Origin of the sequence: Bacillus sp. 22475 (assembly GCF_052044835.1) — a bacterium.
Classification (GTDB): domain Bacteria; phylum Bacillota; class Bacilli; order Bacillales; family Bacillaceae_G; genus Bacillus_A; species Bacillus_A cereus.
The window spans coordinates 1-25,688 of sequence record NZ_JBQENW010000034.1; the positions used below are offsets into that span (position 1 = coordinate 1).

Here is a 25,688-nt window from a genome sequence, read left to right on the forward strand (position 1 = left end):
AAGTGCTTCGACTGACCCTTCAGCTAAAGGTTGTTTTAATTGTTTATTTGAATCTTTTTTCATGGATGGACGCCCCTTTTTCTTAGATTGAAGGGCATCAATTCCTTGTGTTTCGAGCTGTTTTTTCCAAACAGAAATCGTTGAAGGGGCAGGAATATTAAAGATAGCTGCTGTCTCAAATAAGGACATACCGTTTTCAATCATAAAGTTTAGTATGTCTAGTTTAAATTGTTGTGTGTAATTTGTACATCGTTTTAGAAAAGCTTCCAGACCATTCTGTTTATATTGGTTTACCCAATTCAAAATGATTGTGTCACTTATACCGAGCGATCTACCCATTTCTCGATAACTTTCATTTCCGTTCAAATAACGTAGAACGATTTGTATTTTTTCATCAGCTGTAAATTTAGCCATAGAAAAACTGCACCTCCAATTGTTAGACTGTGTCTAACAATTGGGGTGCAGTTCATTATTGTTCACTCTTTTTTAATTCTATTTCAGCTAAAAGTGGTAGTACGTTATCAAAAATATGCGTATTATTCTTTTCACCTGTTACATATCCACCGTAATATCTACTAAATACGTTGTCATTTCGGAATGTGGCCATATGATCATACAATTCCTTCGCAAACTTTGTATCACCTGTTTGTAGTACGTACAAAATCGTTAGTCCGTACGCGGCCGGCGATTCATAATTCACAGTTTGTTTTCCCGTTTCTAAATTGTAACGACCGTATAGCTTTCCATCCTCCTGGAACTTCTTCTTTATAAATTCCAAATAAGCAGCTGATGAAAGACCACCTAAACTTCGATGATATGCAACGTATGATTGGTCAATAAGATTCACTTCTTTATCGTACGTAAATGTACCATCTTCTTTATACTCTTTTGGGAATGCCCAGCCATGCCTTGGATAATCAGCTAAAAATTGAACGACCTCCTGATATTGCTGAGCAGAAACTTTGTCGTACTTCTTCATATAGGAGAATGCACGCGGATTTATGTATGATGTTGTTACAAAATTATTTTGTTTCCCTGCATCTGCATCATAATAATCAACATAATAATTATCTTTTTTATTATAACGAAGTACAGCATCACTTAATTGATCGGCAAGGTTTTTATAACGCTCTTCCTTATACATTTCATAAGCACGATATAATTGTTCTATAATACGAAGATCGTCTATAAGTGCATTTGTAGCTGACTGCCTCTCTCCCTTTTCAGAGAGTTTCCATAAAACGATATGATTCTTATATATGAAATTATCTTGAATAACCTTTACGTGCTCATCAAATAACGCCTGATCATCTTTATCAAGTGTATATTGTAACCATAATCCCGCCGATTCTGATAAAGCTTCACGTCCCTTGGCTTCACCTGTACCTGCCTTAGTATCTACTAAACGATACGTGGCAAGCGTTCCATTGTCATTCACCATATGTCTTAAAATAAAATTTTCTGTACGGTTTCCTTGTAAAGCTGACCAAAATACAATTCCACCTAAAGCGATTAAGAAGATAACTCCAATCCCTATATATAAACGTTTCCGCAATCTTTTCACCTCCCTAGTAAGGCTAACCTTAATTTTATCAGAACATACATAAATTTAAAAAAGACAATCTATTAGATTGTCTCCCGCATTTCTATCCCCCGCAAACCTCTTTAGAAGGTTTATATAGCGATTGTACAAGTCGATCATATTCACGACGTGTAATTTCTTTATTATATAGCTTCAATAATAAATCTCTATGCTCTTTTGAAAATGCCATCTTTTTAATGACTTCAGGATACATAAAACACCCTCTCCATTTCACATAAACTTCTTGATTCCGAAAAACAGAACTTATGTTCGCATAAAAGATTATAAAAGATTCCTGAGCAAAAAACAAACAAAACATGACCAACTATTTATTTCTTTCTATTCAAAATATTACAACATTATATTATCATATTCACTTTTTAAATACATATATATTTTTGGTAGTTTTTTGAATAAATCTTCCAATTCAATCAGAAAATAATGGCAAAAAAGAAGAGGAGTTTACATATGGATACGGTAACATTAGCAAGAGCATTTTTTGGTTCTTCATTAGCATTCCACATTATCTTTGCAACACTTGGCGTCGGACTTTCATTGATGATTTTTATAAGCGAAATACTCTATCACTGGAAGAAAGACTCCGACTATGCCATTATGGCGAAAAGATGGACAAAGGCGTTTGCTATTCTTCTCGGTGTAGCAATTCCAACTGGAACAATTGTTGGTGTGCAAATCTCACTTCTTTGGCCTGGTTTCGCCAAAATTGTTGGGCAAGTTATTTCTGTTCCCTTCCAAATTGAGATTTTCGCCTTCTTTTTGGAGGCTTTATTCATGTCGATTTACGTATATGCAGCCGATAAACTTCCTCCATTTATGAGATTAATCTCGCTATTTTTCGTCATGCTTGGTGCCACGGCATCCGCCGTGCTTATTACATCAGCAAATACATGGATGAATACACCAGCAGGCTTTTCAATGAATCCAGATGGATCTGTTTTTAACGTTGATCCGTGGAAAGCTTTCTTTAATCCAAGTTTTGGCACAAGTGCATTCCATGTTGTTATTACGGCTTATGCAACTGGTGCGGCTGTCATTGCTTCTATCGCTGGATTTAAATTATTGAAGAAAAATTTAAGTACACGTGAAATTGCTTATCATAAAAAAGGGCTACTATTAGGGCTTGTCGTTACATTTATTACAGGCGCTACGATGTGGCTTTCAGGACATGAATCAGCGATTGCCTTACATAAACACTCACCTGAAAAACTTGCATCTGCTGAAGCTTTATTTGAAACGACATCACACGCACCGCTATCCATTGGCGGAGTTGTGGATCCTAATACACTTGAACTAAACTATGCACTTGAAATTCCAAACATGCTTAGCTTATTAGTGGGACTAGACCCTAGCACTGTCGTAAAAGGTCTAAACGAATTCCCACAAGAAACATGGCCACCATTTTATACACATACACTATTCAACTTAATGGTCGGCACCGCTGCGTTCACCTTTGCAGTTGCAGCAATTGCGCTCTTATATTGGTACTTCGTGTACCGAAAAAAGGGAACAGAACTACCGAAGTGGCTACTTTGGGGGGCTGCCGCATGCGGACCAATTATGATGCTCGGTATTGAATTCGGATGGATTTTCAGTTGTAGCGGTCGTCAACCATGGACAATTTATGGTATGCAACGTACCGTCGATGCAGCTACACGCGCTGATTTCGTCGGTCCTTTATTTATTTTGTTCATCATTTTATATATTGGACTCGCTATTTTAACAGTCTTTGTTCTACGGACATTCTTTAGAAGACATCCATTAAAGAATGATTTACAACACCAAGGAGGCGATTCTCATGCATGAGGAAAGTATTGCAATCATCATCTTATGGGCCCTTATTTTCGTATACAGTATATTAGGGTCCATCGATTTTGGCGCTGGTTTTTGGGGCATGGTATACGCAAAACATCCAACGCTCGCTGCCAAACTTGCGAATCGGTACTTATCACCAACTTGGGAAGTAACAAATACGTTTCTCGTCTTCGTCGTTGTCGCATTTCTCGGCTTCTTTCCGAAAGCGGCCTTTACCCTTGCGACAGTAATGTTCGTACCAGTTATGTTAATTTTAGTGCTCGTTGCAGTACGTAGTACATTTATGGTGTTTGCTTACTCCTTGCCGAAATATCAGTACCTTCTTCGGGTTATTTCAGGTATTACTGGTCTCTTAATTCCAGCACTATTAATTACCGTTTTACCCGTTACAGAGGGAGCCTATATTACAATGTCTGAAGGGAAAGAAGTACTCCTGTATGGAAAACTTCTTTCTAGCCCGGTTATCTATTGCTATATGCTCTTCGGAATAACGTCTGAACTATTTCTCTCCTCTCTCTTTCTTGCTGATTTTGCGAGAGAACAAAGTTCAGAAGATACGTATAGAATTTATAGAAGAAATGCCATCATCCTTGGTCCTGCAACGCTCGTTACGGCGATCATCGCCCTCGTTGTAATGGATCCTGAAACACATTGGCTTATGCAAGGATTAATAAAGCAATTCCCGTGGTTTACAGTTTCTATTGTTTTATTCGTTATCGGATACTCGTCCCTTTGGTGGACAAACAAAAAGTACAATACACTAGGATATCCTCGTATTGCCGTTTTAGCTGTCATCGCTCAATATGCATTTGCAAGCTACGCTTACGGCGTCGCGCATTTACCGTATATTATTTATCCTGACGTAACTGTATTTACAAGCTTTACAACGACAGAAACGTTCTATGCACTGCTCATTCTATACGCAATTGGGATTGCAATTTTATTACCAGGATTTATTTTCTTCTGGAATTTATTCTTGAAGGATCGTACTTTTTTGAAGGAAAAATAATATAGTCTTGGGGTCTGTTCCAAAAGGCATTTTGGGATGGGCTCCTTTTGTCATGTTTTGTCGATAAGTCGATATATTTTAAAAATCGCCGATATATTTTGAGTTGCGCCGATATATCTCAATACTCGCTGATATATTTTAAGTTGCGCCGATATATTTCAATAATCGCTGATATATTTTAAATTGCGCCAATATATCTCCATAATCGCCCATATAAATTTCATTTACTATTTTACTGCCCCAATAATTTATAGACTCATCTCATAATAGTTATTTCACTATTCGTGACACTTGTCCTTTAGCATGAAAAACACATATTCGCTTCATCTCGTTATACGTCTAGTTCTTCTTATTTTTTGCTGAATATACTACCAATATAACCTTGAGACAAGCTACATCTATTCAAGGGAAAATAGAAAGGTAGGCAAAATATGAGCATTGAAATATGGATTACTATTATTGTATTCTTCTTAACGATGATTGTTATCTTTTGGCGGCCTCGAGGTTTAAATGAAGCGTGGCCAGCAGCAATCGGAGCTGGTATCATCATAATTACTGGACTTGTATCAAAACCAGACGTCATGGATATTATAAGTAAAATTGGCGGTGCTTCCATAACAATATTAGCGACCATCGTCATGGCAGTTATATTAGAAAGCTTCGGCTTTTTCCATTGGTCCGCAGCGAAACTAGCAAATCTAGCAAAGGGTTCTGGACGCCGCTTATACTGGTATATTCAATTATTATGTTTTCTCATGACTCTTTTATTCAATAACGACGGTAGTATTTTAATTACAACTCCAATTTTAATTCTTCTTCTAAAAAATCTTCAATTAAAACCTCATCAGCAAATTCCTTATTTATTAAGTGGTGCTTTAATCGCTACCGCATCTAGTGCACCAATTGGTGTAAGTAATATCGTAAATTTAATCGCATTAAATATCGTTAATATGACTCTTTATATGCATACTGCTATGATGTTTGTACCTGCAACATTAGGCTTATTATTTATGTCATGGCTCATGTATACAGTTTTGAAGAAAAAACTTCCGAAAAAATTACCTGTTTCTTCATATGATATTGAAGAAATTTTCTTCACGAAAAACTTCCATCCACTAAAAGGAAATAATTCTGTTGATACGAAACAAAAACGGACAAGATTCATGTTAAAAGTATTAGGTTTCGTCTTCCTTATGCGCTGTCTTCTATTCGTTGCATCCTTCTTATCCATCCCAATTGAAATCGTTGCAGTACTTGGTTCACTCGTTCTTCTCATTTGGAGATGGTACTACTTACGAACAAATCCTGTCGACATTTTGAAAAAGACACCGTGGCACATTTTAATTTTCGCCTTCTCTATGTACGTCATTATTTACGGACTCCACAACGCAGGATTAACAGCTGCACTTGTACAATGGCTCGAGCCAATTGTGAATCAGCATCTACTCTATGCTAGCTTTGCAATGGGTGGACTTGTATCCATCCTCTCTAACGTCTTCAATAACCATCCTGCCCTTATGATTGGTACAATTACATTAACAGAAATGGGACTAGATCCAGTCACATTAAAAACAATCTATCTTGCAAACATCATTGGTAGTGACATCGGTTCACTATTACTACCAATTGGTACACTAGCTTCACTCATTTGGATGTATATTCTGAAACAAAACAAAATTAAAGTAAAATGGAAAGACTATTTAAGTGTATCCCTTATCGTTATCCCGCTCACAACAGTCGTCACACTATTCCTCTTATTCTACTGGGTACATCTCTTCTTCGCCTTATAAAGTGAAACTTTAATCAGTGGGGGTTTTGTTCATCCCCCACTGATTATTAGCCTTCACCAATCAGGCTTTTACGGGCAGCCCGACCCCGACCTAACTTCTTTGCTTCCGCTGAATTTTGAGGTGGGGGTCTTACTGCCCACAAATAGCGGGATAAACAACAGAAGCCCCATTTGCTACCGTCTTAGCAAATGGGGCTTCTTCTATAATAAAGTTAGGTACTACAGTGTGATCAATCAAGTAAAGAGGTGTAACATGTTATTGATATAAATGACTACCAGCTTCTTTAAATTCTTCTGCTTTCTCTTTCATTCCTTTTTCAATTGCTTCTGTCGTTTCTAAATCATTTTCTTTTGCATACTCACGAATATCATGTGAAATTCTCATACTACAAAACTTCGGTCCACACATTGAACAGAAGTGAGCTGTCTTTGCCCCTTCTGCAGGCAACGTTTCATCGTGATATTCCATCGCACGTTCAGGATCTAAAGATAAATTAAATTGATCGCGCCAACGAAATTCGAAACGTGCTTTTGAAAGTGCATCATCACGCTGATGAGCCGTTTTATGTCCTTTTGCAAGATCAGCCGCATGCGCTGCAATTTTGTACGTAATAACACCCGTGCGTACATCATCTTTGTTTGGTAAACCTAAATGTTCTTTCGGCGTTACATAACAAAGCATCGCCGTTCCAAACCAACCGATCATCGCAGCTCCAATTGCCGATGTAATATGGTCATAACCTGGTGCAATATCTGTCGTTAGCGGCCCAAGTGTGTAAAACGGCGCGCCCTGACAAATATCAAGCTCTTTCTCCATATTCTCTTTAATTAAGTGCATCGGTACGTGTCCAGGTCCTTCGATCATAACTTGCACATCATGTTTCCAAGCAATTTTAGTTAATTCACCAAGTGTTTCAAGCTCAGAAAACTGTGCTTCGTCATTTGCATCTGCAATAGACCCTGGACGTAATCCATCTCCAAGAGAGAACGAAACATCGTACTGCTTCATAATTTCACAAATCTCTTCAAAGTGAGTATATAGGAAGTTTTCTTTATGATGGAATAGACACCACTGCGCCATAATCGAACCACCGCGCGAAACGATACCTGTCGTACGCTTTGCCGTGATTGGAATGTAACGAAGCAATACACCAGCGTGAATCGTAAAGTAATCAACGCCTTGCTCCGCCTGCTCAATTAACGTATCACGATATACTTCCCACGTTAAATCTTCTGCAATTCCGTTTACTTTTTCCAGCGCTTGATAAATCGGTACAGTTCCAACTGGTACAGGCGCGTTACGAATAATCCACTCACGCGTCGTATGAATATTTTTACCTGTAGATAAATCCATAATCGTATCTGCACCCCAGCGCGTTGCCCATGTCATCTTCTCTACTTCTTCTGCAATCGAAGAAGATACAGCTGAGTTTCCAATATTCGCGTTTACCTTCACATGGAAATTACGCCCGATGATCATCGGTTCAGCTTCTGGATGATTAATATTGGCTGGTAAAATAGCGCGGCCTTCTGCGATTTCCTTACGAACAAACTCCGGCTCTACCCCTTCACGAATCGCAACATATTCCATCTCAGAAGTAATAATGCCATTACGTGCATAGTGCATTTGCGTAACATTTGCACCTTGCTTTGCTCTAAGCGGTTGGCGATCCATTTGCGGGAAAACAGGTGTATGCTTCGAAGCTACTTTCACACCGTCATCCTCTGGTTTCACTTCACGCCCTTCGTATGCTTCTACATCACCACGCCCCATAATCCAAGAGTGGCGCGGCGTTGGAATGCCTTTTTCCAGCTCGACCTTATACGCAGGATCTGTATAAGGACCGCTCGTATCATACACACGGATTGGTGGATTTGGGACGCCATTCGTTTCGCTTTGTTCAATCTCACGCATCGGTACTTTCATGCCTTCTCGTGGTCCATCCACATATACTTTCTTACTCCCTGGTAAACTCGATTTCAATTCAATTTGCTCAGCTGAAACAGATTGTTTCATAATTTTTGTTGCCCCCCTGTTCGTGACAAGGACGAGATATGGCCAGCGCATGCCAAAATAAAAAGAGCCAGGTCCATAAAAAAATAAGGACCTGGCTCATAAAGACATCATTATGTAAAGCCGTTAACTTCCCTACGCTGGTACGAGCCAGATCAGGTCCAAAGGGTTAAGAAGTTCACGCGCTTCTCTCTCAGCCTACGCATACGTTAGGCACCCCTAGTTTATCACTGATTTAATTTTCAATACTTTCCCATCATACACGATAATCTGAAAAATTCAAAGTTTATTTCTTTTGTTTTTTATGGAATCATCCACGTTAAATAATACGCCTGCACATACGTCATAATACCAACAATAATTACGAAGAATAAGCTATGCTTCACTGTAAAACGGAACAAATCCGATTCTTTTCCAGCAAGACCAACCGCCGCACAAGCGATCGCAATCGACTGCGGGGAAATCATTTTCCCTGTTACACCGCCTGTTGTATTTGCTGCAACGAGGAGCACTTCAGATACGCCGACTTGCTGCGCTGTAATGGCTTGTAAATTTGAGAACAGTGCATTCGCAGACGTATCAGACCCTGTTAGGAATACGCCAATCCAGCCTAAGAATGGTGAGAAGAACGGGAATAGTCCGCCAGTTCCAGCTAATGCTAACGCTAACGTGGAAGATAGACCAGAATAGTTTGCGATAAATGCAAACCCTAGTACGAATCCGATAGATAGAATTGGCATTTTTAATTCGCTTAACGTTTCTTTAAATGTCACTACTGCATCTTTTACATTCATTTTCAAAATAAACATGGAAATGATACAAGCAATTAAAATCGCTGTTCCGGTTGCCGATAATACATCAAACTTCAGAATTGCCTCGTAAGGCGTTGGTTTATTTACAATTGGCTCTGCTTTCATTACTAGATTATGCAGACCTGGAATTTTAAACTTAAATACAAGACTTTCTAAAGCCCCTCCTGGAGCGAATAATGCCTTAAAGAAACTTTGGCTCCAAATGACTACCATAACCGTTAATACGATAAATGGAGACCATGCTTTTACTACTTTTCCAAACGTTAATTTCGGCATCGATGCTGCTGTCGTTGTTGCTGCTACTTCACTATTTGCTTGCCCGGATTGATAGATTTCTTTCGGCTGCCAAACTTTTAAGAACAGCGCTAAACTAATTAAACTTACAAGTGCCGATGTAATATCCGGAAGTTCTGGCCCTAAAAATGTCGCTGTAATAAACTGCGTAATCGCAAATGAACTACCCGCTACAAGTAACGCAGGCCACGTTTGTCTTATCCCTTTAAATCCATCCATTAAAAATACGATAAAGAATGGAACAAATAATGATAGGAACGGTAATTGATGTCCAGCCATTTGTCCAATTTTATGTGGATCAATACCTGTCACTTGTCCAGCAACTGTAATCGGTATTCCCATCGCTCCGAACGCCACTGGTGCAGTATTTGCAATCAAACAAAGACCTGCTGCGTATAAAGGATTTAACCCAAGACCCGCAAGAAGCGCTGCTGTAATCGCTACTGGTGCTCCAAATCCTGCCGCTCCTTCTAAAAATGCTCCAAATGAAAATCCAATTAAAATAACGAGTAGACGATGATCGTTCGTAATCGATAATACCGATGCACGAATCACATCGAATTGACCTGTTTTTACAGAAATTTTATATAAAAATACCGACATAATAATAATCCAAGCAATTGGCCATAACCCGTACAAAAAACCGTACCCGGTTGCTGCCATTGCCATCTTGAACGGCATTTTATAAGCGAATAACGCTACTAAAACTGTAAGTACAACTGTAATAAATCCTGCTACATACCCCTTCATGCGGAAAACTGCTAAAGCTAAGAAAAAAAAGATAATCGGAATAAGTGCGACCGCTGCCGAAATCCAAATGTTTCCGAATGGATCATAAACTTGTGTCCATGTGTTCATTGTTCTCTCCCCCTAAAGAATCCCCTTTTAAATACAATAACCTCATCAATAGAATATCAGGTCATCATACCTTTAAGTCTAAAATAAAAAAACGTTTAAGAAAACGTTTTCAACAACTTTCATTTATACTGTACCATAACAATTTCTATTAAAAAAGATTTTTTTGAAAATTTTATTATTTAACAGAAAATCTTACAAAATCGTCACGTTCTTGTAATGTTCATCGATAGGAAGTTTGCCAAAATTATTGCATAATAATAGTATAACAACAGAAATTATTTATGAGGTGATATATATGAACGGAAATAAAATATTAGCTGCGTTATCATACTTTAGTGTACTATTTGCCCCTATCTTATTCCCTATTATCGTTTGGATTGTAGGAGACGCTGAAACAAAACCACATGCAAAACGTGCTCTATGGACACACATCATTCCAAGTATCGCTACATTCATTGGCGTAACTATTTTAGGAATTATGGGTCTTGGATCTGATCAACCAGATGTAACACTTGGAATTGGATCAATGATTGTCTTAGCTATTTGCGGAATCATCAGCTTATACTACTTCATCTGGAACATTGTAAAAGGAATTAAAGTGCTGAAAGCTTAATTTTAAACAAATGTTTGTTTAAAAAGGGCCCCTTGCAAATTGCAAGGGGCCCTTTTCCTAATTCGTTCACTTTATCTTCTGCGTTTCTTCTTTTTTCTCATCATTTTCTTTCGGCGTGTATTCACTTTATCCGCTATAATGTGGAGCGTACTTGCCACAACAATTCCCATTAAGAACGTTACAATTTCAACCTCATGTTTCTTCGCAATTTCTATTAAATTACCATCCAGTGCGATTACATTTAATAGAAATAAAAATGGAGAAAAGACGATTAACATGTACGCAATACGAATCACATCACCAAGTATAATCGTATGCGTAAAGAAAGATCGATGTGGCATTACTTTCTTATAAGGATACCAAAATATACGTAAGAAACCCCATTTGTTATAAGCATTACTGTACGTATCTAAATCTGGTGTTAAAAATGAAGTACCTACTAAAAAACCAATTGCAAAAGTTAATAAAAAATCAAAATTTGTTAATCCATACGAAAAGAGCAAAAACAAAACAACCGGAAGGGATATTAAGTTTATTTTCGTATGCGTTCTTCCTGATGGCATAATGCACTTCCTCGCTTACGTTCGTCCTGTCACCTTATGACAGGTTTCACCTATTGACCTAATTTCTGATCGATAAATGTTGTGTCTATATCCGAACCAAACCATTCTGCCAACTTCACTCGTGCCTTATCTTTCACATCTTCATTGACGTATAACGACACCTGTATTAGTGCGGCCGTTAACGCCCCTAAATCATCCGTATAACCAATTCCAGCAATGAAATCTGGAATCGCATCAATCGGTGCAATAAAATAAGCAAGTGCTCCAATTACAATAATTTTCACTCGTTTTGGAACATCGGGTCTTTGCAAAACGTAAAACAGTAATAAACTTGTATAAATGACCGACTGCCCTGCTTGCTTTGCAACATGTTTTACTTTCTTCCAAAACGCTTCAACTGAAAATTTTTGTTTCATGTAAAAGCCTCCCTATTTTTAAAAAGAAATAAGCTACAATATGTTATCAGTAAAAGTTCATAGAAATTACACAAAACCTATCAATGAACTTTCATTGTAACAAACAAACTAAAAAAGAACAAGTGTTCGTTAATTTTTACACAATTTCCTTCATATAATAGATTTCTAGATAACCCTTACCCATCTTCGTTTCTTATTTCTCAACAAAGAAAATTTTCACTTCCACTTAACATTCTGCTCTATCTTTGTTATATTTTCTAGTTGACGGACATAAAAACGAATGTTAAAGTTTTCTCTGGTAGTGACAAATCTTATACAAAAAATGTAAAATGTTATAGTGTTTCTCAGAAATGAATTTTGTTGTATAATACAGAAATGACGTTATGCTTATGAGCAACAAAAGAAACCAAAAGGGTATGCATAGTTATAGTCGTATATGGGTGAATATAGAACCTTTAATTATGGCCAAGAAAACTATGTATTTTTTATTTTAGCATTTTTCGCTCCAAAATCGACCAAGCCTGATAGAGAAAGGGTGGAAATGAATGAAAGAAACCTTGAAATCACAATTTCAAAATGTGCGTTTCACTGTATTCGTAGCATTAGCCTTATGGCTGAAAACTTACATTATTACACGCACAAGCTTTGATTTAAAACTTGAATCTTTCATGCAAGAATTCATTTTATTCCTTAGCCCATTAGCAGCATCATTACTGCTTGTTGGTCTTGCATTATTTGCAAAAGGGAAAAAACGTAACTATATAGCACTTGGAATTAATTTTGTCTTAACAATCGTTCTTGTTGGTAACGTAATGTTCTACGGATTCTACAATGACTTCGTTACTTTACCAGTACTCGGACAAACATCTAACTTCGGAAGTTTAGGTTCTAGTGTAAAAGAATTATTTAACTACAAAATTATTCTTGCATTTGCAGACATTATCATATTCTTCGTTCTATTGAAGAAAATGAAAAACTTTGCACCTACAGAGCGTGTAGCACGCCCGATGCGTTCTCTATACTTCGTATCAACAGTTGCTATTTTCTTCGCAAACTTAGGACTTGCAGAAGCTGAACGCCCAGAACTATTAACACGTTCATTCGACCGCGTTATGCTTGTTAAAAACTTAGGATTATATGTACACCAAGTATACGATCTTGGCTTACAAGCGAAATCAAGTTCACAAAAAGCATTCGCTGACGGTAGTAAATTACAAGAAACAGAAAACTACGTGAAAACAACACAAAGTAAACCAGATCCAAATATGTTCGGTACTGCAAAAGGGAAAAACGTAATTGTTGTCTCTCTTGAGTCATTACAAACATTCTTAATTGGCGCAACAGTTAACGGACAAGAAGTTACACCATTCTTAAACCAATTTACGAAAGAAAGTTATTACTTTGATAACTTCTTCCATCAAACTGGGCAAGGTAAAACATCTGATGCTGAATTCCTAGTAGATACTTCTTTATATCCACTAGACCGCGGTGCTGTATTCTTCACACACGGTAACAATGAATATACAGCAACTCCAGAAATTTTACGTCAGCAAGGGTATCACACGTCGGTATTCCACGCAAACAACGCAACATTCTGGAACCGTAACATTATGTATCCAGCACTTGGTTATGATCGTTACTACAACGAGCTTGATTACAAGATTACGCCGGAAACAAAATTAAACTGGGGATTAAAAGATATCGAATACTTCGATCAATCTATTGATATGTTGAAAGAAGTGAAGCAACCATTCTATACTCGCTTCCTTACTTTAACGAATCATTACCCATTCACTTACGATGACAGTACAAAATTAATCGACGAATATAATTCTGGTGATGGAGTATTTGACCGTTACATGGTAACTGCTCGTTACTTAGACGAAGCAATGAAACACTTTATTGAGCGTCTAAAAGCAGAAGGTATTTACGACAACTCAGTAATCGTATTCTACGGTGACCACTACGGTATTTCTGAAAACCATAACCGTGCAATGGCACAGTTCTTAGGAAAAGAAGAAATCACTGCATTTGATCATATGAACTTACAAAAAACACCGATGTTTATTCACGTTCCAGGTCAAAAAGAAGGTAAAACGATTTCGAAACCAACTGGTGAAATTGACATTAAACCAACTATTCTAAACTTACTTGGTGTAGATTCTACAAATGACGTTCGATTCGGTCATGATGTATTCTCACCTGATAATAAAGGATTTGTTGTTCTTCGTGACGGTAGCTTCATTACAGATAAATACATGTACACAAACAGTACATTCTACGACCGTGCTACTGGCGAAGTTGTACAATTACCGAAAGAAGAATCTCAACCACTAATTGATCGTGCCCAAAATGAATTGAACATGTCTGATAAAATCATTGAAGGTGACTTACTTCGCTTCTCTGAAAGTAATAAGATCAAAACTGGTGAAGTAAAAACAGCTATTAAAGAAGAAAAGAAGAGCGCTGAGTAATCTCAGCCTCTTTTTTTATTTTCTTCCATACAACTACTTATATTCATTAACTTTAAAATTACATAACCTTTACCAAATATTCACATAGTGTTAATGAAAAATCTCTATAATAAAATATGTAAACAAGGTTCTACATATTTCTTATCTCTCATCTTTCGTAAGATCCCTTAAAGAAATGTGTAAATCTTTTGTTTCTACTTTCTTATAATTGTCTTTCAACATGTTTTGTTTCCATACAAAGCATTCAACGAGACAATGTCCCTATGAAAGATAGCTACCCTCCTTGTGCAGCATTCCATAAGAATGTTGCTTTTTTTTATTTAAAAGCAGGATTCTCATTCTTATTTTCGAATTTGTATATACAAAATGCTGTAAAGTGAAACTTTAATCAGCCCTCACCAATCGGGCATTTACGGGCATATGTAGAGAATTACTTACATAAAAATTACTATAGTGATTCTTATCTCGCATGAATGAAAGTTTCACGTTACTTACGTACTTACGAAAGGATGGGACGGAAATTGGCATACGAAAAATTTGTACTTTGGAATGATAAAGTTATTGATACAACAAAACAACAAACGTACATAGAACTTGAAGAAAGAGGTTTGCAGTTCGGAGATGGTGTCTACGAGGTTATTCGCCTATATAAAGGGAACTTTCACTTATTAGATCCGCACATAACGAGATTATATCGATCCATGGAAGAAATAGAATTATCGCTCCCTTTCTCAAAAGCTGAACTCATCACTTTACTTTACAAATTAATTGAAAGAAACCATTTCCACGAAGATGGCACAATTTATTTGCAAGTATCTCGCGGTGTACAAGCTCGCACACATATATTTTCATATGACAACCCTCCGACAATTTATGCCTATATTACAAAAAAAGAAAGACCAGCGTTATGGATCGAATATGGTATACGCGCTATATCAGAACCGGATACTCGATGGCTACGCTGTGACATTAAATCATTAAATTTATTACCAAACGTACTAGCTGCTACGAAAGCTGAACGTAAAGGGTGTAAAGAAGCACTTCTCGTAAGGAATGGTATTGTAACGGAAGGAAGCCATTCCAACTTCTTTTTAATTAAAAACGGAACTCTTTACACACATCCAGCCAATCACCTTATTTTAAATGGCATTATTCGTCAATATGTCCTTTCTTTAGCCAATACTCTTCACATTCCTGTACAGGAAGAACTTTTCAGCGTTCGTGACGTTTATCAAGCAGATGAATGCTTTTTTACAGGCACAACGATTGAAATTTTACCAATGACCCACCTTGATGGAACCGCGATTCAAGATGGGCAAGTTGGACCTATCACCAAAAAACTGCAAAAATCTTTTAATCAAATCTTGTTACAATCCAATATGGCATCTTCTTAAACACGAATAATTTCTGTCCTTTCATATTCAATATATGTATTTAAATGGAAATCAAGGTGTAATTTTATGCCTTGATTTTTTTCTTGTAATCTTTTTGTCATATTCAGATTCCTATATAAGTCTTGACAGTAATCGACATGCTCTTTAGAATTTTTAACAGTTGGTAAATATTTCTTCACTACATTACAGACAGAAAGGAATCGACAAATTATGAAAAAGTACCTTGCCGGTCTTGCGGCAGTGTCTGTAGCAGGAGGAGCAGCACCTACACTTGATAGTGTTCAAGCTGCACCTGAACAAAATGCACAAAAAGCTGCTACAACTGTCCAAGCTTCTGCATCAAACGACTCATCTTATAAGGTAAACGCGAGCGTATTACATGTTCGTGCGGGATCAAGCACTTCTCACGACATCATCTCACGCGTTTATAACGGTCAATCATTAAACGTGATTGGCGAAGAAAATGGTTGGTTCAAAATTAACATTAACGGACAAACAGGCTTTGTTAGTGGCGAATTTGTATCAAAAAGTGGAGCAGCAAACAACAATGTAAGCACAGGTGGAAACAATAAAGTTACTGCTGATGTATTACGTGTACGTACAGCTCCTAACACATCTAGTTCTGTTTCTGGACGTGTATATGAAGGACAAACATTAAACGTAATTGGACAAGAAAATGGTTGGGTGAAAATTAACCATAATGGACAAGTAGGTTATGTAAGTGGCGAATTCGTATCTGGCGTTTCTTCTAATGGGGGTTCTTCAAACAACAATACGAATAATAACAACCAAGAAGTAAAACCAGCAAGCGGAAACTATACAGTAAATGTATCTTCCCTTCGCGTTCGTACAGGTCCTAGCACTTCTCACACAACTGTAGGTTCTGTCAAAAAAGGACAAGTAGTACAAGTTGTCGGCGAAGTTCAAGATTGGTTCAAAATCAATTACGCAGGACAAACTGCTTATATAAGCAAAGACTACGTAACAAAAGGCGGTTCTAACGAAAACGTTACAGAAGGCAACAAACAAGAGCAAAACAATAATAATGGAACTATTCAAACTGGTGGTTCTTACGTAGTTAACGCTACATCTTTACGCGTTCGTACAGGCCCTGCCGCTTACCATAGTGTAATTGGTGGCGTTTTAAACGGTACAACATTAAACGTAGTTGGATCTGAAAACGGTTGGTTTAAAGTAAATTACCAAGGAAAAACAGGCTTTGTTAGTAGCGAATTTGTAAAATTCGTTAAAGGTGGCACTACTACTCCTGAGCAACCAAAACAACCTGAAAAACCTAACCAAGGTGCAATTGGCGACTATTACATTAATGCTTCTGCACTAAATGTACGTAGCGGCGAAGGTACAAATTATAGAATCATAGGCGCACTTCCACAAGGTCAGAAGGTTCAAGTAATCTCTGAAAACTCTGGATGGAGCAAAATTAACTACAACGGTCAAACTGGTTATATCGGAACACGTTACCTATCTAAAACACCAGTTGGAGGCGCAGTAGATAATAAGCCTAACAATAACCAAAATAACAATCAAAACAATCAAAACAATCAAAACAATAACAACAACAATAATAATACAGGCAATAATAGTGGCGACAGTTCTTCCGTACTTGCATATGCAGAATCAATGCAAGGTGTACCATACGTTTGGGGCGGAACTTCTGCTAACGGCGTAGACTGCAGTGGCTACATCTACCACGTATTTAAGAAATTTGGTCATAACATTAGCCGTCAAAGTGTTGCGGGATATTGGAGTAGCCTACCACAAACTTCAAATCCACAACCAGGTGACTTAATTTATTTCCAAAATACTTATAAATCAGGTCCTTCTCACATGGGTATTTACCTTGGGGGCGGATCATTTATCCAAGCTGGAGATAAGGGTGTAGCAATCGCTTCATTAAGTAACTCTTATTGGAAGAGCCACTTCTTAGGATACACGAAAGCACCTTAATTAATAGTTTCAAAGCCTTCTAGTTTACTAGAAGGCTTTTTTGTGCGATTTCAACACATTACTCCCTCTCCCCTAGCTACCCTCTACAAAAATAATGTATCTATTCTTCCATTTCATACACTTTATTCTGCAAAAACAATCCATAACGTTATCATAATGTATATATTCCCATAAAAAACATAACCTATTTCATGTCTATTTATTTCATATGTGTTTTTTTGAAGAATTTTCTTTTTATTTAAACTTTTCATTAGACGTTTGACCTCCGATGTCCATTATGATAAGTTACTTAAGATGTATATTCGCAAAAGTATAGACAACTGGTTTATACACTTTTTTACTATGAGGAAGGAGCATACACTGCATGAATCTTTTATGGGGAATTGGCGGCGTGATTGGGGTATTAGCAATTGCTTTCTTACTATCTTCCAACCGCAAAGCTATTAATTGGCGCACAATTTTAATCGCGCTAGCATTACAAATGTCATTTTCATTTATCGTATTACGATGGGATGCTGGTAAAGCAGGTTTAAAACACGCTGCTGACGGTGTTCAAGGATTAATTAATTTTTCTTACGAGGGAATTAAGTTCGTTGCTGGGGATTTAGTCAACGCAAAAGGACCTTGGGGATTTGTATTCTTTATTCAAGCACTACTTCCAATCGTATTTATTAGTTCATTAGTAGCAATCTTATATCATTTCGGTATTATGCAGAAATTTGTTAGCGTCGTTGGTGGTGCATTAAGTAAACTTCTTGGAACTTCTAAAGCAGAAAGCTTAAACTCAGTAACGACTGTATTTTTAGGACAAACTGAAGCTCCAATCTTAATTAAACCTTACTTAGCACGCTTAACAAATAGTGAATTCTTCACTATTATGGTAAGCGGTATGACAGCTGTTGCTGGATCAGTTCTTGTCGGCTATGCAGCAATGGGTATTCCGTTAGAGCACTTATTAGCAGCTGCAATTATGGCCGCTCCATCAAGCTTATTAATTGCGAAACTAATCATGCCAGAGACAGAAAAAGTAGATAATAACGTTGAACTTTCTACAGAACGTGAAGATGCAAACGTTATCGATGCAGCTGCACGTGGTGCATCTGAAGGTATGCAACTTGTTATTAACGTAGCAGCAATGTTAATGGCTTTCATCGCATTAATCGCTTTATTAAATGGTCTATTAGGATTAGTTGGGTCTTTATTCCATATTAAACTTAGCCTTGATTTAATCTTCGGCTACTTACTATCACCATTTGCAATCTTAATCGGGGTTTCTCCAGGTGAAGCTGTACAAGCAGCAAGCTTTATCGGTCAAAAACTTGCAATCAACGAATTCGTTGCATACGCAAACTTAGGACCACATATGGCAGAGTTCTCTGCAAAAACAAATCTAATTTTAACATTCGCAATCTGTGGATTCGCAAACTTCTCTTCTATCGCAATTCAATTAGGTGTAACAGGAACACTAGCTCCTACTCGACGTAAACAAATTGCACAATTAGGGATTAAAGCAGTTATCGCTGGTACATTAGCGAACTTCTTAAATGCAGCAGTTGCAGGTATGATGTTCCTATAAACTTATATACAGTCTTCTCTTTTTCCAAGAGAAGACTTTTTTCATGCACTCCAAACGTCTTTTATGTATCTATCAATCACCTTATCCCAAATATAAGAACATTATGATACAATAATGTTTAGGTCTTTTTATTTTTCTCATGAAAATAGAGATACTACTTGTTGTTGCCCTTCAAAAGAATGTAACGACATAGTCAATTTCTTAATAATTGCGCATACTACAAGTATCTATGGATGAAATAGCTTTAAGGAGGAAAGTTTTGTGAAAGATAAGTTCTATAAAATCCTCTCTATGTGGATTCTACAAATTGTATTTTATTTTACTACTGTACATGTGACGAATTATGAGCATGCGCTCATTTTTACAATAATATACGTAATCGTAAATGTGCTATTCTTATTTTTAGCTGACAAAACAGCATTTATTTTCTTCATACTAGGAACCATCATTTCCGTATTTTATTTATTTTATCAAGCATGGCTTCATTTATGGAGTACATCAGTTCAATGGCAATATATGATTACCCACTTCCTGATGGCAGCTAACTTCTTCATTGTATACATAACAACTCACCTATTGAAAAAAGTGATTCATGAAAATAAAACTTTAACTGAGCGTGTGAGAACGTTGGAGCAATATATTGGAGAATCAAAATTACTAACAAGACAAGAATTCGAGAGACGCCAAGCGTTATTAACGACTGCAATGAATCGTCGTAATGAAACAGGCATTATTGTTTACTTTGATTTCACTTCCTTTAGTAAATATACGAAGGAAAGTGTTATGGACCGTGTAGCTTCCTTATTAGTTGAAACGGTAAGGAATGATTTTGACCTTGCTGCTGAATATGATAATAATACGCTAGTTATTTTATTACAAAACACAAATGAAGCTGGTGCTGATATTGTAATGAACCGCCTAAAGCCAAAAATGGAGCAATGGCTTGCAGCTGAAGCAATCCGAGATGTAAAAATTTCACGCGAGCAAATTGGAAACAAAGGACAGACATTGTTATGATGACTCTCGTTATACTTCTTTTATTTCTTCTGTTTTGCGTACTCGTTTTTTGGATCAGTATCACATTTTCAATTAAATATGTACTTATTTTTACAGCCTTTCTATTCTCTGGCTTACTCGTTTACTACTCTTTCTTAACAATCGCGGGCTTAATTCACCGAAATAGTAAACGAAAAGATCGTACGCTAGAACATTATCCGAGCGTTGATATTTTCATACCTGCTCATAATGAAGGGGTCGTTATTAAAGATACTTTAGAGGCAATGGCGAAGATTGAATATCCAGGAAAGCTAACCATTTATTTATTAAATGATAACTCTCAAGATGAAACACCTGAAATCGGCGATGATTTCGACAAAGCTTATGCCCACATTCGTCACATTCGTGTTCCACCCGGTGAACCGAAGGGTAAATCACGTGTACTAAACTACGGCCTTAGTATTTCAGATGGTGAATACTTCTGTGTTTACGATGCAGATAACCAGCCTGAACCACACGCACTACGAATGCTTGTAGAGCACGCTGAAACAACTGAAGATGCTGTTGGAGCAGTTGGACATGTTCGTACAGTAAACGAAAAAAGAAACTGGCTGACGCGAATGATTTCGCTAGAATTTCAAATCTTCCAGCTCCTTATGCAATCTGGCCGCTGGTTACTATTCCAAACGGGCTCACTGACAGGAACAAACATGCTTCTTCGTCGCTCCGCACTAGAAGAGCTTGGTGGCTATGACCCTTATGCAATTGCAGAAGATGCTGAATTAACATTACGAATTACACAAAAAGGTTATCTCTTACCAATCGTCCCAGAATCAGTTACTTGGGAACAAGAACCAGAGCATTTAAAAATTCTTATTAAACAACGTACACGTTGGCTCCAAGGAAATTTATACATTTTAGAAAAAATGTTCTCGTCATTAAGTTTCTTTAAAGGAAAACTGCTCGTTCATTCCTTACAACAAGTTCTAGTGTATGTTGTATTTTGGCTATTCCTAATCATTTCGAACGTTTGGTTTGTAATTGGGCTACTCGGGATATTCCAAATTCAATATAGCATTCCGCTACTATTTATGTGGTATGTCGCATATATTACATATGTTTCTCAATTATTTAGTGCCCAGAGTGTCGAACGAACCTTTACACCGACTAATATTTTTATTAGCGTTATTATGTACTTTACGTACGCACAGCTCTTTACGTACTTATTTATTCGTAGCTTAATCTTATACTTACGTGCAAAGAGTAAGAAACAAGTCATCGGCTGGGATAAGACAGTTCGATTCAAAAAAGATAAATAATAAAAATAAGCACAGAGCGCCGTATGCTCTGTGCTTATTTATTGCCGTATAAATTATATATCAGACAATACCCCTTAGCTGAAAGTAATTTCACGTCCATCCCCCAACGAACGATCGACCTTCATTTATATACGAAAAAGTGATTGCTATTTTTGTAGAACCAATTGCTTCTCTTGCTGTTCTTTGCGCGTTTCAGTCTTAGGTTCCGTGCTTTCTTGGACACTACGATGTGCCACACGTTTCAAACAAATATGCTTCCACTTTCTTTCGTAACGTTTCATTATTCTAGATGTCCCCCTTGAATGCGCTTTAAAACTATTTGAAATCGCTTACAGGAAATAATATAGCACATATACATAAAAGTGACAACACATTTCCGACATATTTTTGACAAAAATACGAATAGAATTCGTAAGGTATCGAATATTGTCGAAACCTATCGTTTTTTCTTCGTATAAAAGGCATACTACTTATATAGTAAAGTATTTTATTTCCCTTACCCGCATTTCAAATTCCTTCTATATAAAGTGAAACTTTAATCAGCCAACAAATAGAGGGATAAAAAAAAGAGCTGATATAAAATCAGCTCTTTTTCTTCTATTATTAATGACGCTTCATACGTCCTTCTTTTTGTAACTCTTTAAATAATGCTGCCATCATAAAGAAAATAACAAAGACGAATGGGAATGCTGCAATGATAGCTGCTGTTTGTAATGCTTCTAATCCGCCAATATATAATAAGGTTGAAGCTATCGCGGCTAGAACGATACCCCAAATCATTTTAATACGATTTGGTGGGTTTAAACTACCATGTGTCGTTAACATCCCTAAAACGAATGTTGCAGAGTCTGCAGATGTAATAAAGAATGTAGAAATAAGAAGAATCGCTAAAACAGATAAAGCTGATCCAAAGCTTCCCATTTGATCAAACATAGCGAATAATCCTACTTCTGTTCCCATCTCTTTAATTTTTTCAAAGACATGTGCATCACTAAACAGCTCCATGTGAATACCAGTCCCGCCGAAAACTGAGAACCAAAGTGCACCTATTACGGTCGGTACAAGTAACACACCGATAACAAACTCACGAATTGTACGACCTCGTGAAACACGAGCAATAAACGTACCTACGAACGGTGACCACGCAATCCACCATGCCCAATAGAAAATTGTCCATGACTGAATCCATTGATTTCCGCCTTCATCCAATGGACTTAAACGGAAGCTCATGCTTGGTAATTCCTGAATATAAGAACCGATTGTTGAAGTGAAGTAATTCATAATAAAGTTTGTTGGACCTGCAAATAATACAATGATCATAAGTGCAAATGCAAAAATAATGTTCGTATTACTTAAATATTTAATTCCTTTATCAAGACCTGTTTGTGCAGATAACATGAAAAGAACTGTTACGATTGCAATAATAACTAACTGTGTCGTTAATGAATTCGGAATAGATGTTAAATAGCTAACACCACCTGCAATTTGTTTTGCACCGAGACCTAACGACGTTGCAACACCAAACACAGTTGCGAAAACAGCTAACACATCAAACGAATGAGCAATACGTCCGTGTTCCCCGCCCTTAAATAACGAACCTACTGTTGCACTAATCGTACTTGCTTTTCCTTTTCTAAAGGTAAAATAAGCAATACATAACGCTACAAACGCATATAGTCCCCAAGGATGTAATCCCCAATGGAAAAATGAAAAACGCAGTGCAAGGCGTGCACTTTCCTCAGTTGCACCTTCTCCAAATGGAGGTGCGTATAAATGGTTTAATGGTTCGGCAACGCCCCAGAAAACTAAGCCGATACCCATACCAGCACTAAATAACATAGCAAACCATGTCATATAACTATAATCAGGTTCGTCATCATCTTTACCTAAACGAATAGAACCGTATTTCGAAACAATTAAAAAGATAGATACACCTAAAATAATAGAAACGGAAATAATATAAAACCATCCAAACTTACTAACTAATGCAGTTTGAATTGCGGTTGTTACATTTCCTAAGCTACCTTTTCCAATAATAGATTCGGGAATAATCCCCCAAATTGTAAATGCAATACATAATGTTAATGAAACGATGAATGTTTTTGTCAGTTTCCTCATCAAATCCCCCTTCGTAGGTTTCGTTTTTGTAAATAACATAAATTCCGATATGTAAAATCGGATAGAAAACTATAATTTTGCGGTGATTTTCTTACTTTCACCTTCACCAATTCGAATTCTTATGGACAGCCTTACCTTTCGTATAACCTTTTCACTCTGCAAGAGCTACAAGTTAGAAATACTGCTGTCAAATTGTGTGAGAAAAACGCGGATAGGAATGTATTTTCCTAAAAAAGGATGTGTTACATATGTAAAAAAGGGCAAAGTTCTTCCTTGCAACCCTTTCGTCTTGTAACAATTATGCGGTTTTTTTGCTAGTATATAGCACGTGTTTATAGATCCACAAACAAAATGTTTATGTTTATATAACTATATTACCCATAAAACGGTAAAATACTCAAGGAATGTAATCGTTTAGTAAACATCATGTAACATTCCTGTAATGTTTTTATTTGCGTCGAAAAAAACATGTTGTATTAAATATTTTGAATATAACTAGAAACCTATGAGTCATATAGAATGAAAAACGCTTTCCTATATTTTTTGTTATATTACAGGATGTTAACGACTTATTACGAATGGTTTGTAATTGTGTGTTTTCCCCAAATCCGAAAAAATCTGTTGCTATAATGAGGACACGAAAACAAACGCAATGGAGGCTATCATGAAAAAATTAATTGGTATAGCAACAGCAGCAGTTTTTGGTCTTGGGATTTTCACATCATCTGCTAATGCAGAAACTGTTGTAACAACAGACGTACTAAACGTACGCGAAAACCCTACTACGGAATCAAAAGTTGTCGGTAAATTACTAAACGGTAATAAGATAGATGTTCAAAATACAGAGAACGGATGGTCAAAAGTTACTTTAGACGGTAAAGACGCATTCGTAAGTACAGAGTTCACAAAAAGCATCTACTACGTAACAGCTAACGTATTAAACGTACGTGCTGAAGCGAACACAAACTCAGAAATTCTTGGAAAGTTGAAGAAAGACGATGTAATCGAAACAACGAACCAAGTACAAAATGAGTGGTTACAATTTGAATATAACGGGAAAACAGCTTACGTTCACGTTCCTTTCTTAACAGGTACAGCACCTGTAATTGAGAAACAAGAAACGGCTGTTCCTGCTAAAACTGAAGCACCAGCTAAGGCTCAAGCACCTGCAGCACAAGCAAAACCAGCTGCTAAGCCTGCTGTGAAAGCTGCTGAAACTAGCACACCATCTGGTGGTCGTGAGTTAACAGTTGTAGCTACAGCATATACAGCTCACCCGAGCGAAAACGGTGGCACATATGGCGGCCGTGTATTAACTGCAATGGGTCATGATTTAACTGCGAATCCAAACATGAAAATGATCGCTGTTGACCCGAAAGTAATCCCATTAGGATCTAAAGTATGGGTAGAAGGTTACGGAGAAGCTATCGCTGGAGATACTGGTGGTGCAATTAAAGGTAACCGTATCGACATCTTACTTGGATCAGATAGCGCTGCTCAAAAATGGGGACGCAAAACTGTTAAAGTGAAAATTTTAAAATAACCAATGACTGCTAAATTACAAGCCGGTTCTCTTTATTGAGAGCTGGCTTTTATTTATTTATAATACATATAAGGAGGCTATGCCCATGAATGTACAAGCAAAAGTAGACTGGATTGGTACGCCAAAGCCGTACATATATAAAGATGAAGTAACATATAACGCTACTTCTATTGATTTCTCACTCGCTGGCGATGATAATCGCTATAAGTTAATTGTGCTCAAGTCTGAAAACAATACACATTACAAAATTGTGCAATATGGAATAAAACCAGGCTCTCAAAAACCATTTCCTATCGACATTCCATTTGAACAAAATATGTTGCCAATTATAGAGCAAATATTACATGATTCGTATGTACAAGCGATATTAAAGGAAACGCACTCATAATCGTAAAAAAAGATATCACCTCGCCCGATTTTTCGGCTAAGTGATATCCTTTTTATTTTCCCTTCGTGAACACAATTTAAGAAAAATATATCAACGATTTTTCAATTATACCTATCATAACTTACGATA

21 protein-coding genes and 1 riboswitch are annotated in these 25,688 nt (G+C 37.0%); of the genes, 12 read left to right on the forward strand and 9 right to left on the reverse strand.

All coding sequences use genetic code 11. The features are described 5' to 3' along the window. The 3 genes from ACTJJY_RS28095 to ACTJJY_RS28105 form a co-directional block, all read right to left on the reverse strand. Positions 1 to 414 (reverse strand): transposase (locus ACTJJY_RS28095; RefSeq protein WP_440605686.1); only part of this gene is annotated, 414 nt, incomplete at its 3' end. A gap of 55 nt (positions 415 to 469) precedes the next feature. Next, complete coding sequence (locus ACTJJY_RS28100) at positions 470 to 1,555, reverse strand: transcriptional regulator (RefSeq protein ID WP_440607121.1); 1,086 nt, start codon at positions 1,553 to 1,555, stop codon at positions 470 to 472. Positions 1,556 to 1,646: 91 nt separating this feature from the next. Next, positions 1,647 to 1,796: a hypothetical protein gene (locus ACTJJY_RS28105; RefSeq protein WP_000283180.1), complete on the reverse strand. Its 150-nt coding sequence runs from the start codon at positions 1,794 to 1,796 to the stop codon at positions 1,647 to 1,649. Between the two features lie 254 nt (positions 1,797 to 2,050). Here ACTJJY_RS28105 and cydA point away from each other — a divergent pair, with 254 nt between their 5' ends. The 3 genes from cydA (at position 2,051) to ACTJJY_RS28120 (ending at position 6,214) form a co-directional block, all read left to right on the forward strand. After that, positions 2,051 to 3,406, forward strand: coding sequence for a cytochrome ubiquinol oxidase subunit I (gene cydA / locus ACTJJY_RS28110; protein ID WP_078994054.1), 1,356 nt, complete (start codon positions 2,051 to 2,053; stop codon positions 3,404 to 3,406). Next, complete coding sequence (locus tag ACTJJY_RS28115) at positions 3,399 to 4,424, forward strand: cytochrome d ubiquinol oxidase subunit II (RefSeq protein WP_440607122.1); 1,026 nt, start codon at positions 3,399 to 3,401, stop codon at positions 4,422 to 4,424. Before cydA ends, ACTJJY_RS28115 begins: the two co-directional genes overlap by 8 nt. A 431-nt stretch (positions 4,425 to 4,855) precedes the next feature. Then, complete coding sequence (locus ACTJJY_RS28120; RefSeq protein WP_000021123.1) at positions 4,856 to 6,214, forward strand: arsenic transporter; 1,359 nt, start codon at positions 4,856 to 4,858, stop codon at positions 6,212 to 6,214. 255 nt (positions 6,215 to 6,469) lie between these two features. On the opposite strand, the gene thiC is transcribed toward ACTJJY_RS28120, so the two are convergent. Both thiC and lldP read right to left on the reverse strand, forming a co-directional pair. Then, positions 6,470 to 8,230 carry a phosphomethylpyrimidine synthase ThiC gene (gene thiC / locus ACTJJY_RS28125; protein WP_000814479.1) on the reverse strand — a complete coding sequence of 587 codons (1,761 nt, stop codon included), beginning with the start codon at positions 8,228 to 8,230 and terminating at the stop codon, positions 6,470 to 6,472. Between the two features lie 112 nt (positions 8,231 to 8,342). Beyond that, positions 8,343 to 8,458: riboswitch (TPP riboswitch) on the reverse strand. 71 nt (positions 8,459 to 8,529) lie between these two features. Beyond that, positions 8,530 to 10,191 carry an L-lactate permease gene (gene lldP / locus ACTJJY_RS28130; protein WP_440607123.1) on the reverse strand — a complete coding sequence of 554 codons (1,662 nt, stop codon included), beginning with the start codon at positions 10,189 to 10,191 and terminating at the stop codon, positions 8,530 to 8,532. Positions 10,192 to 10,486: 295 nt separating this feature from the next. Here lldP and ACTJJY_RS28135 point away from each other — a divergent pair, with 295 nt between their 5' ends. Then, positions 10,487 to 10,804: a DUF4870 domain-containing protein gene (locus ACTJJY_RS28135; RefSeq protein ID WP_001014099.1), complete on the forward strand. Its 318-nt coding sequence runs from the start codon at positions 10,487 to 10,489 to the stop codon at positions 10,802 to 10,804. A gap of 71 nt (positions 10,805 to 10,875) precedes the next feature. Here ACTJJY_RS28135 and ACTJJY_RS28140 read toward each other — a convergent pair whose 3' ends face one another. Both ACTJJY_RS28140 and ACTJJY_RS28145 read right to left on the reverse strand, forming a co-directional pair. Then, positions 10,876 to 11,367 carry a metal-binding protein gene (locus ACTJJY_RS28140; RefSeq protein WP_001139059.1) on the reverse strand — a complete coding sequence of 164 codons (492 nt, stop codon included), beginning with the start codon at positions 11,365 to 11,367 and terminating at the stop codon, positions 10,876 to 10,878. 50 nt (positions 11,368 to 11,417) lie between these two features. Continuing rightward, a complete protein-coding gene (locus ACTJJY_RS28145; protein ID WP_000810378.1) occupies positions 11,418 to 11,783 on the reverse strand; it encodes a YkvA family protein in 366 nt (121 codons plus the stop codon). A gap of 545 nt (positions 11,784 to 12,328) precedes the next feature. On the opposite strand from ACTJJY_RS28145, the gene ACTJJY_RS28150 reads away from it, so the two are divergent. The 6 genes from ACTJJY_RS28150 to ACTJJY_RS28175 all read left to right on the forward strand — a co-directional run bounded on the left by ACTJJY_RS28150 (position 12,329) and on the right by ACTJJY_RS28175 (position 21,510). Then, on the forward strand, positions 12,329 to 14,257 hold the full coding sequence (locus ACTJJY_RS28150) for an LTA synthase family protein (RefSeq protein WP_440607124.1): 1,929 nt from the start codon (positions 12,329 to 12,331) through the stop codon (positions 14,255 to 14,257). 509 nt (positions 14,258 to 14,766) lie between these two features. Next, entirely contained in the window at positions 14,767 to 15,651 is an 885-nt protein-coding gene (locus tag ACTJJY_RS28155) for a D-amino-acid transaminase (RefSeq protein WP_440607125.1), read from the forward strand. Between the two features lie 210 nt (positions 15,652 to 15,861). Then, positions 15,862 to 17,619: a C40 family peptidase gene (locus ACTJJY_RS28160; protein WP_440607126.1), complete on the forward strand. Its 1,758-nt coding sequence runs from the start codon at positions 15,862 to 15,864 to the stop codon at positions 17,617 to 17,619. A 364-nt stretch (positions 17,620 to 17,983) separates the two neighbouring features. After that, positions 17,984 to 19,195 (forward strand): NupC/NupG family nucleoside CNT transporter, encoded by a 1,212-nt coding sequence (locus ACTJJY_RS28165; RefSeq protein ID WP_377823296.1) that lies wholly within the window; start codon positions 17,984 to 17,986, stop codon positions 19,193 to 19,195. Between the two features lie 261 nt (positions 19,196 to 19,456). Then, entirely contained in the window at positions 19,457 to 20,212 is a 756-nt protein-coding gene (locus ACTJJY_RS28170) for a dGTP triphosphohydrolase (protein ID WP_440607127.1), read from the forward strand. Next, positions 20,209 to 21,510 (forward strand): glycosyltransferase family 2 protein, encoded by a 1,302-nt coding sequence (locus ACTJJY_RS28175; RefSeq protein WP_000988751.1) that lies wholly within the window; start codon positions 20,209 to 20,211, stop codon positions 21,508 to 21,510. Before ACTJJY_RS28170 ends, ACTJJY_RS28175 begins: the two co-directional genes overlap by 4 nt. Before the next feature lie 146 nt (positions 21,511 to 21,656). On the opposite strand, the gene ACTJJY_RS28180 is transcribed toward ACTJJY_RS28175, so the two are convergent. Both ACTJJY_RS28180 and opuD read right to left on the reverse strand, forming a co-directional pair. Continuing rightward, positions 21,657 to 21,791: a hypothetical protein gene (locus ACTJJY_RS28180; protein WP_000833067.1), complete on the reverse strand. Its 135-nt coding sequence runs from the start codon at positions 21,789 to 21,791 to the stop codon at positions 21,657 to 21,659. A 322-nt stretch (positions 21,792 to 22,113) separates the two neighbouring features. Beyond that, positions 22,114 to 23,628, reverse strand: coding sequence for a glycine betaine transporter OpuD (opuD, locus tag ACTJJY_RS28185; RefSeq protein ID WP_029443628.1), 1,515 nt, complete (start codon positions 23,626 to 23,628; stop codon positions 22,114 to 22,116). Positions 23,629 to 24,292: 664 nt separating this feature from the next. On the opposite strand from opuD, the gene ACTJJY_RS28190 reads away from it, so the two are divergent. After that, positions 24,293 to 25,171, forward strand: a complete 879-nt coding sequence (locus ACTJJY_RS28190) for a cell wall-binding protein EntA (RefSeq protein WP_440607128.1) — start codon at positions 24,293 to 24,295, stop codon at positions 25,169 to 25,171. Positions 25,172 to 25,256: 85 nt separating this feature from the next. Further along, the gene (locus tag ACTJJY_RS28195) at positions 25,257 to 25,559 is read left to right on the forward strand and encodes a DUF3910 family protein (RefSeq protein WP_001102541.1); all 303 of its coding nucleotides are present in this window, start codon (positions 25,257 to 25,259) and stop codon (positions 25,557 to 25,559) included. Positions 25,560 to 25,688: the final 129 nt, after the last annotated feature.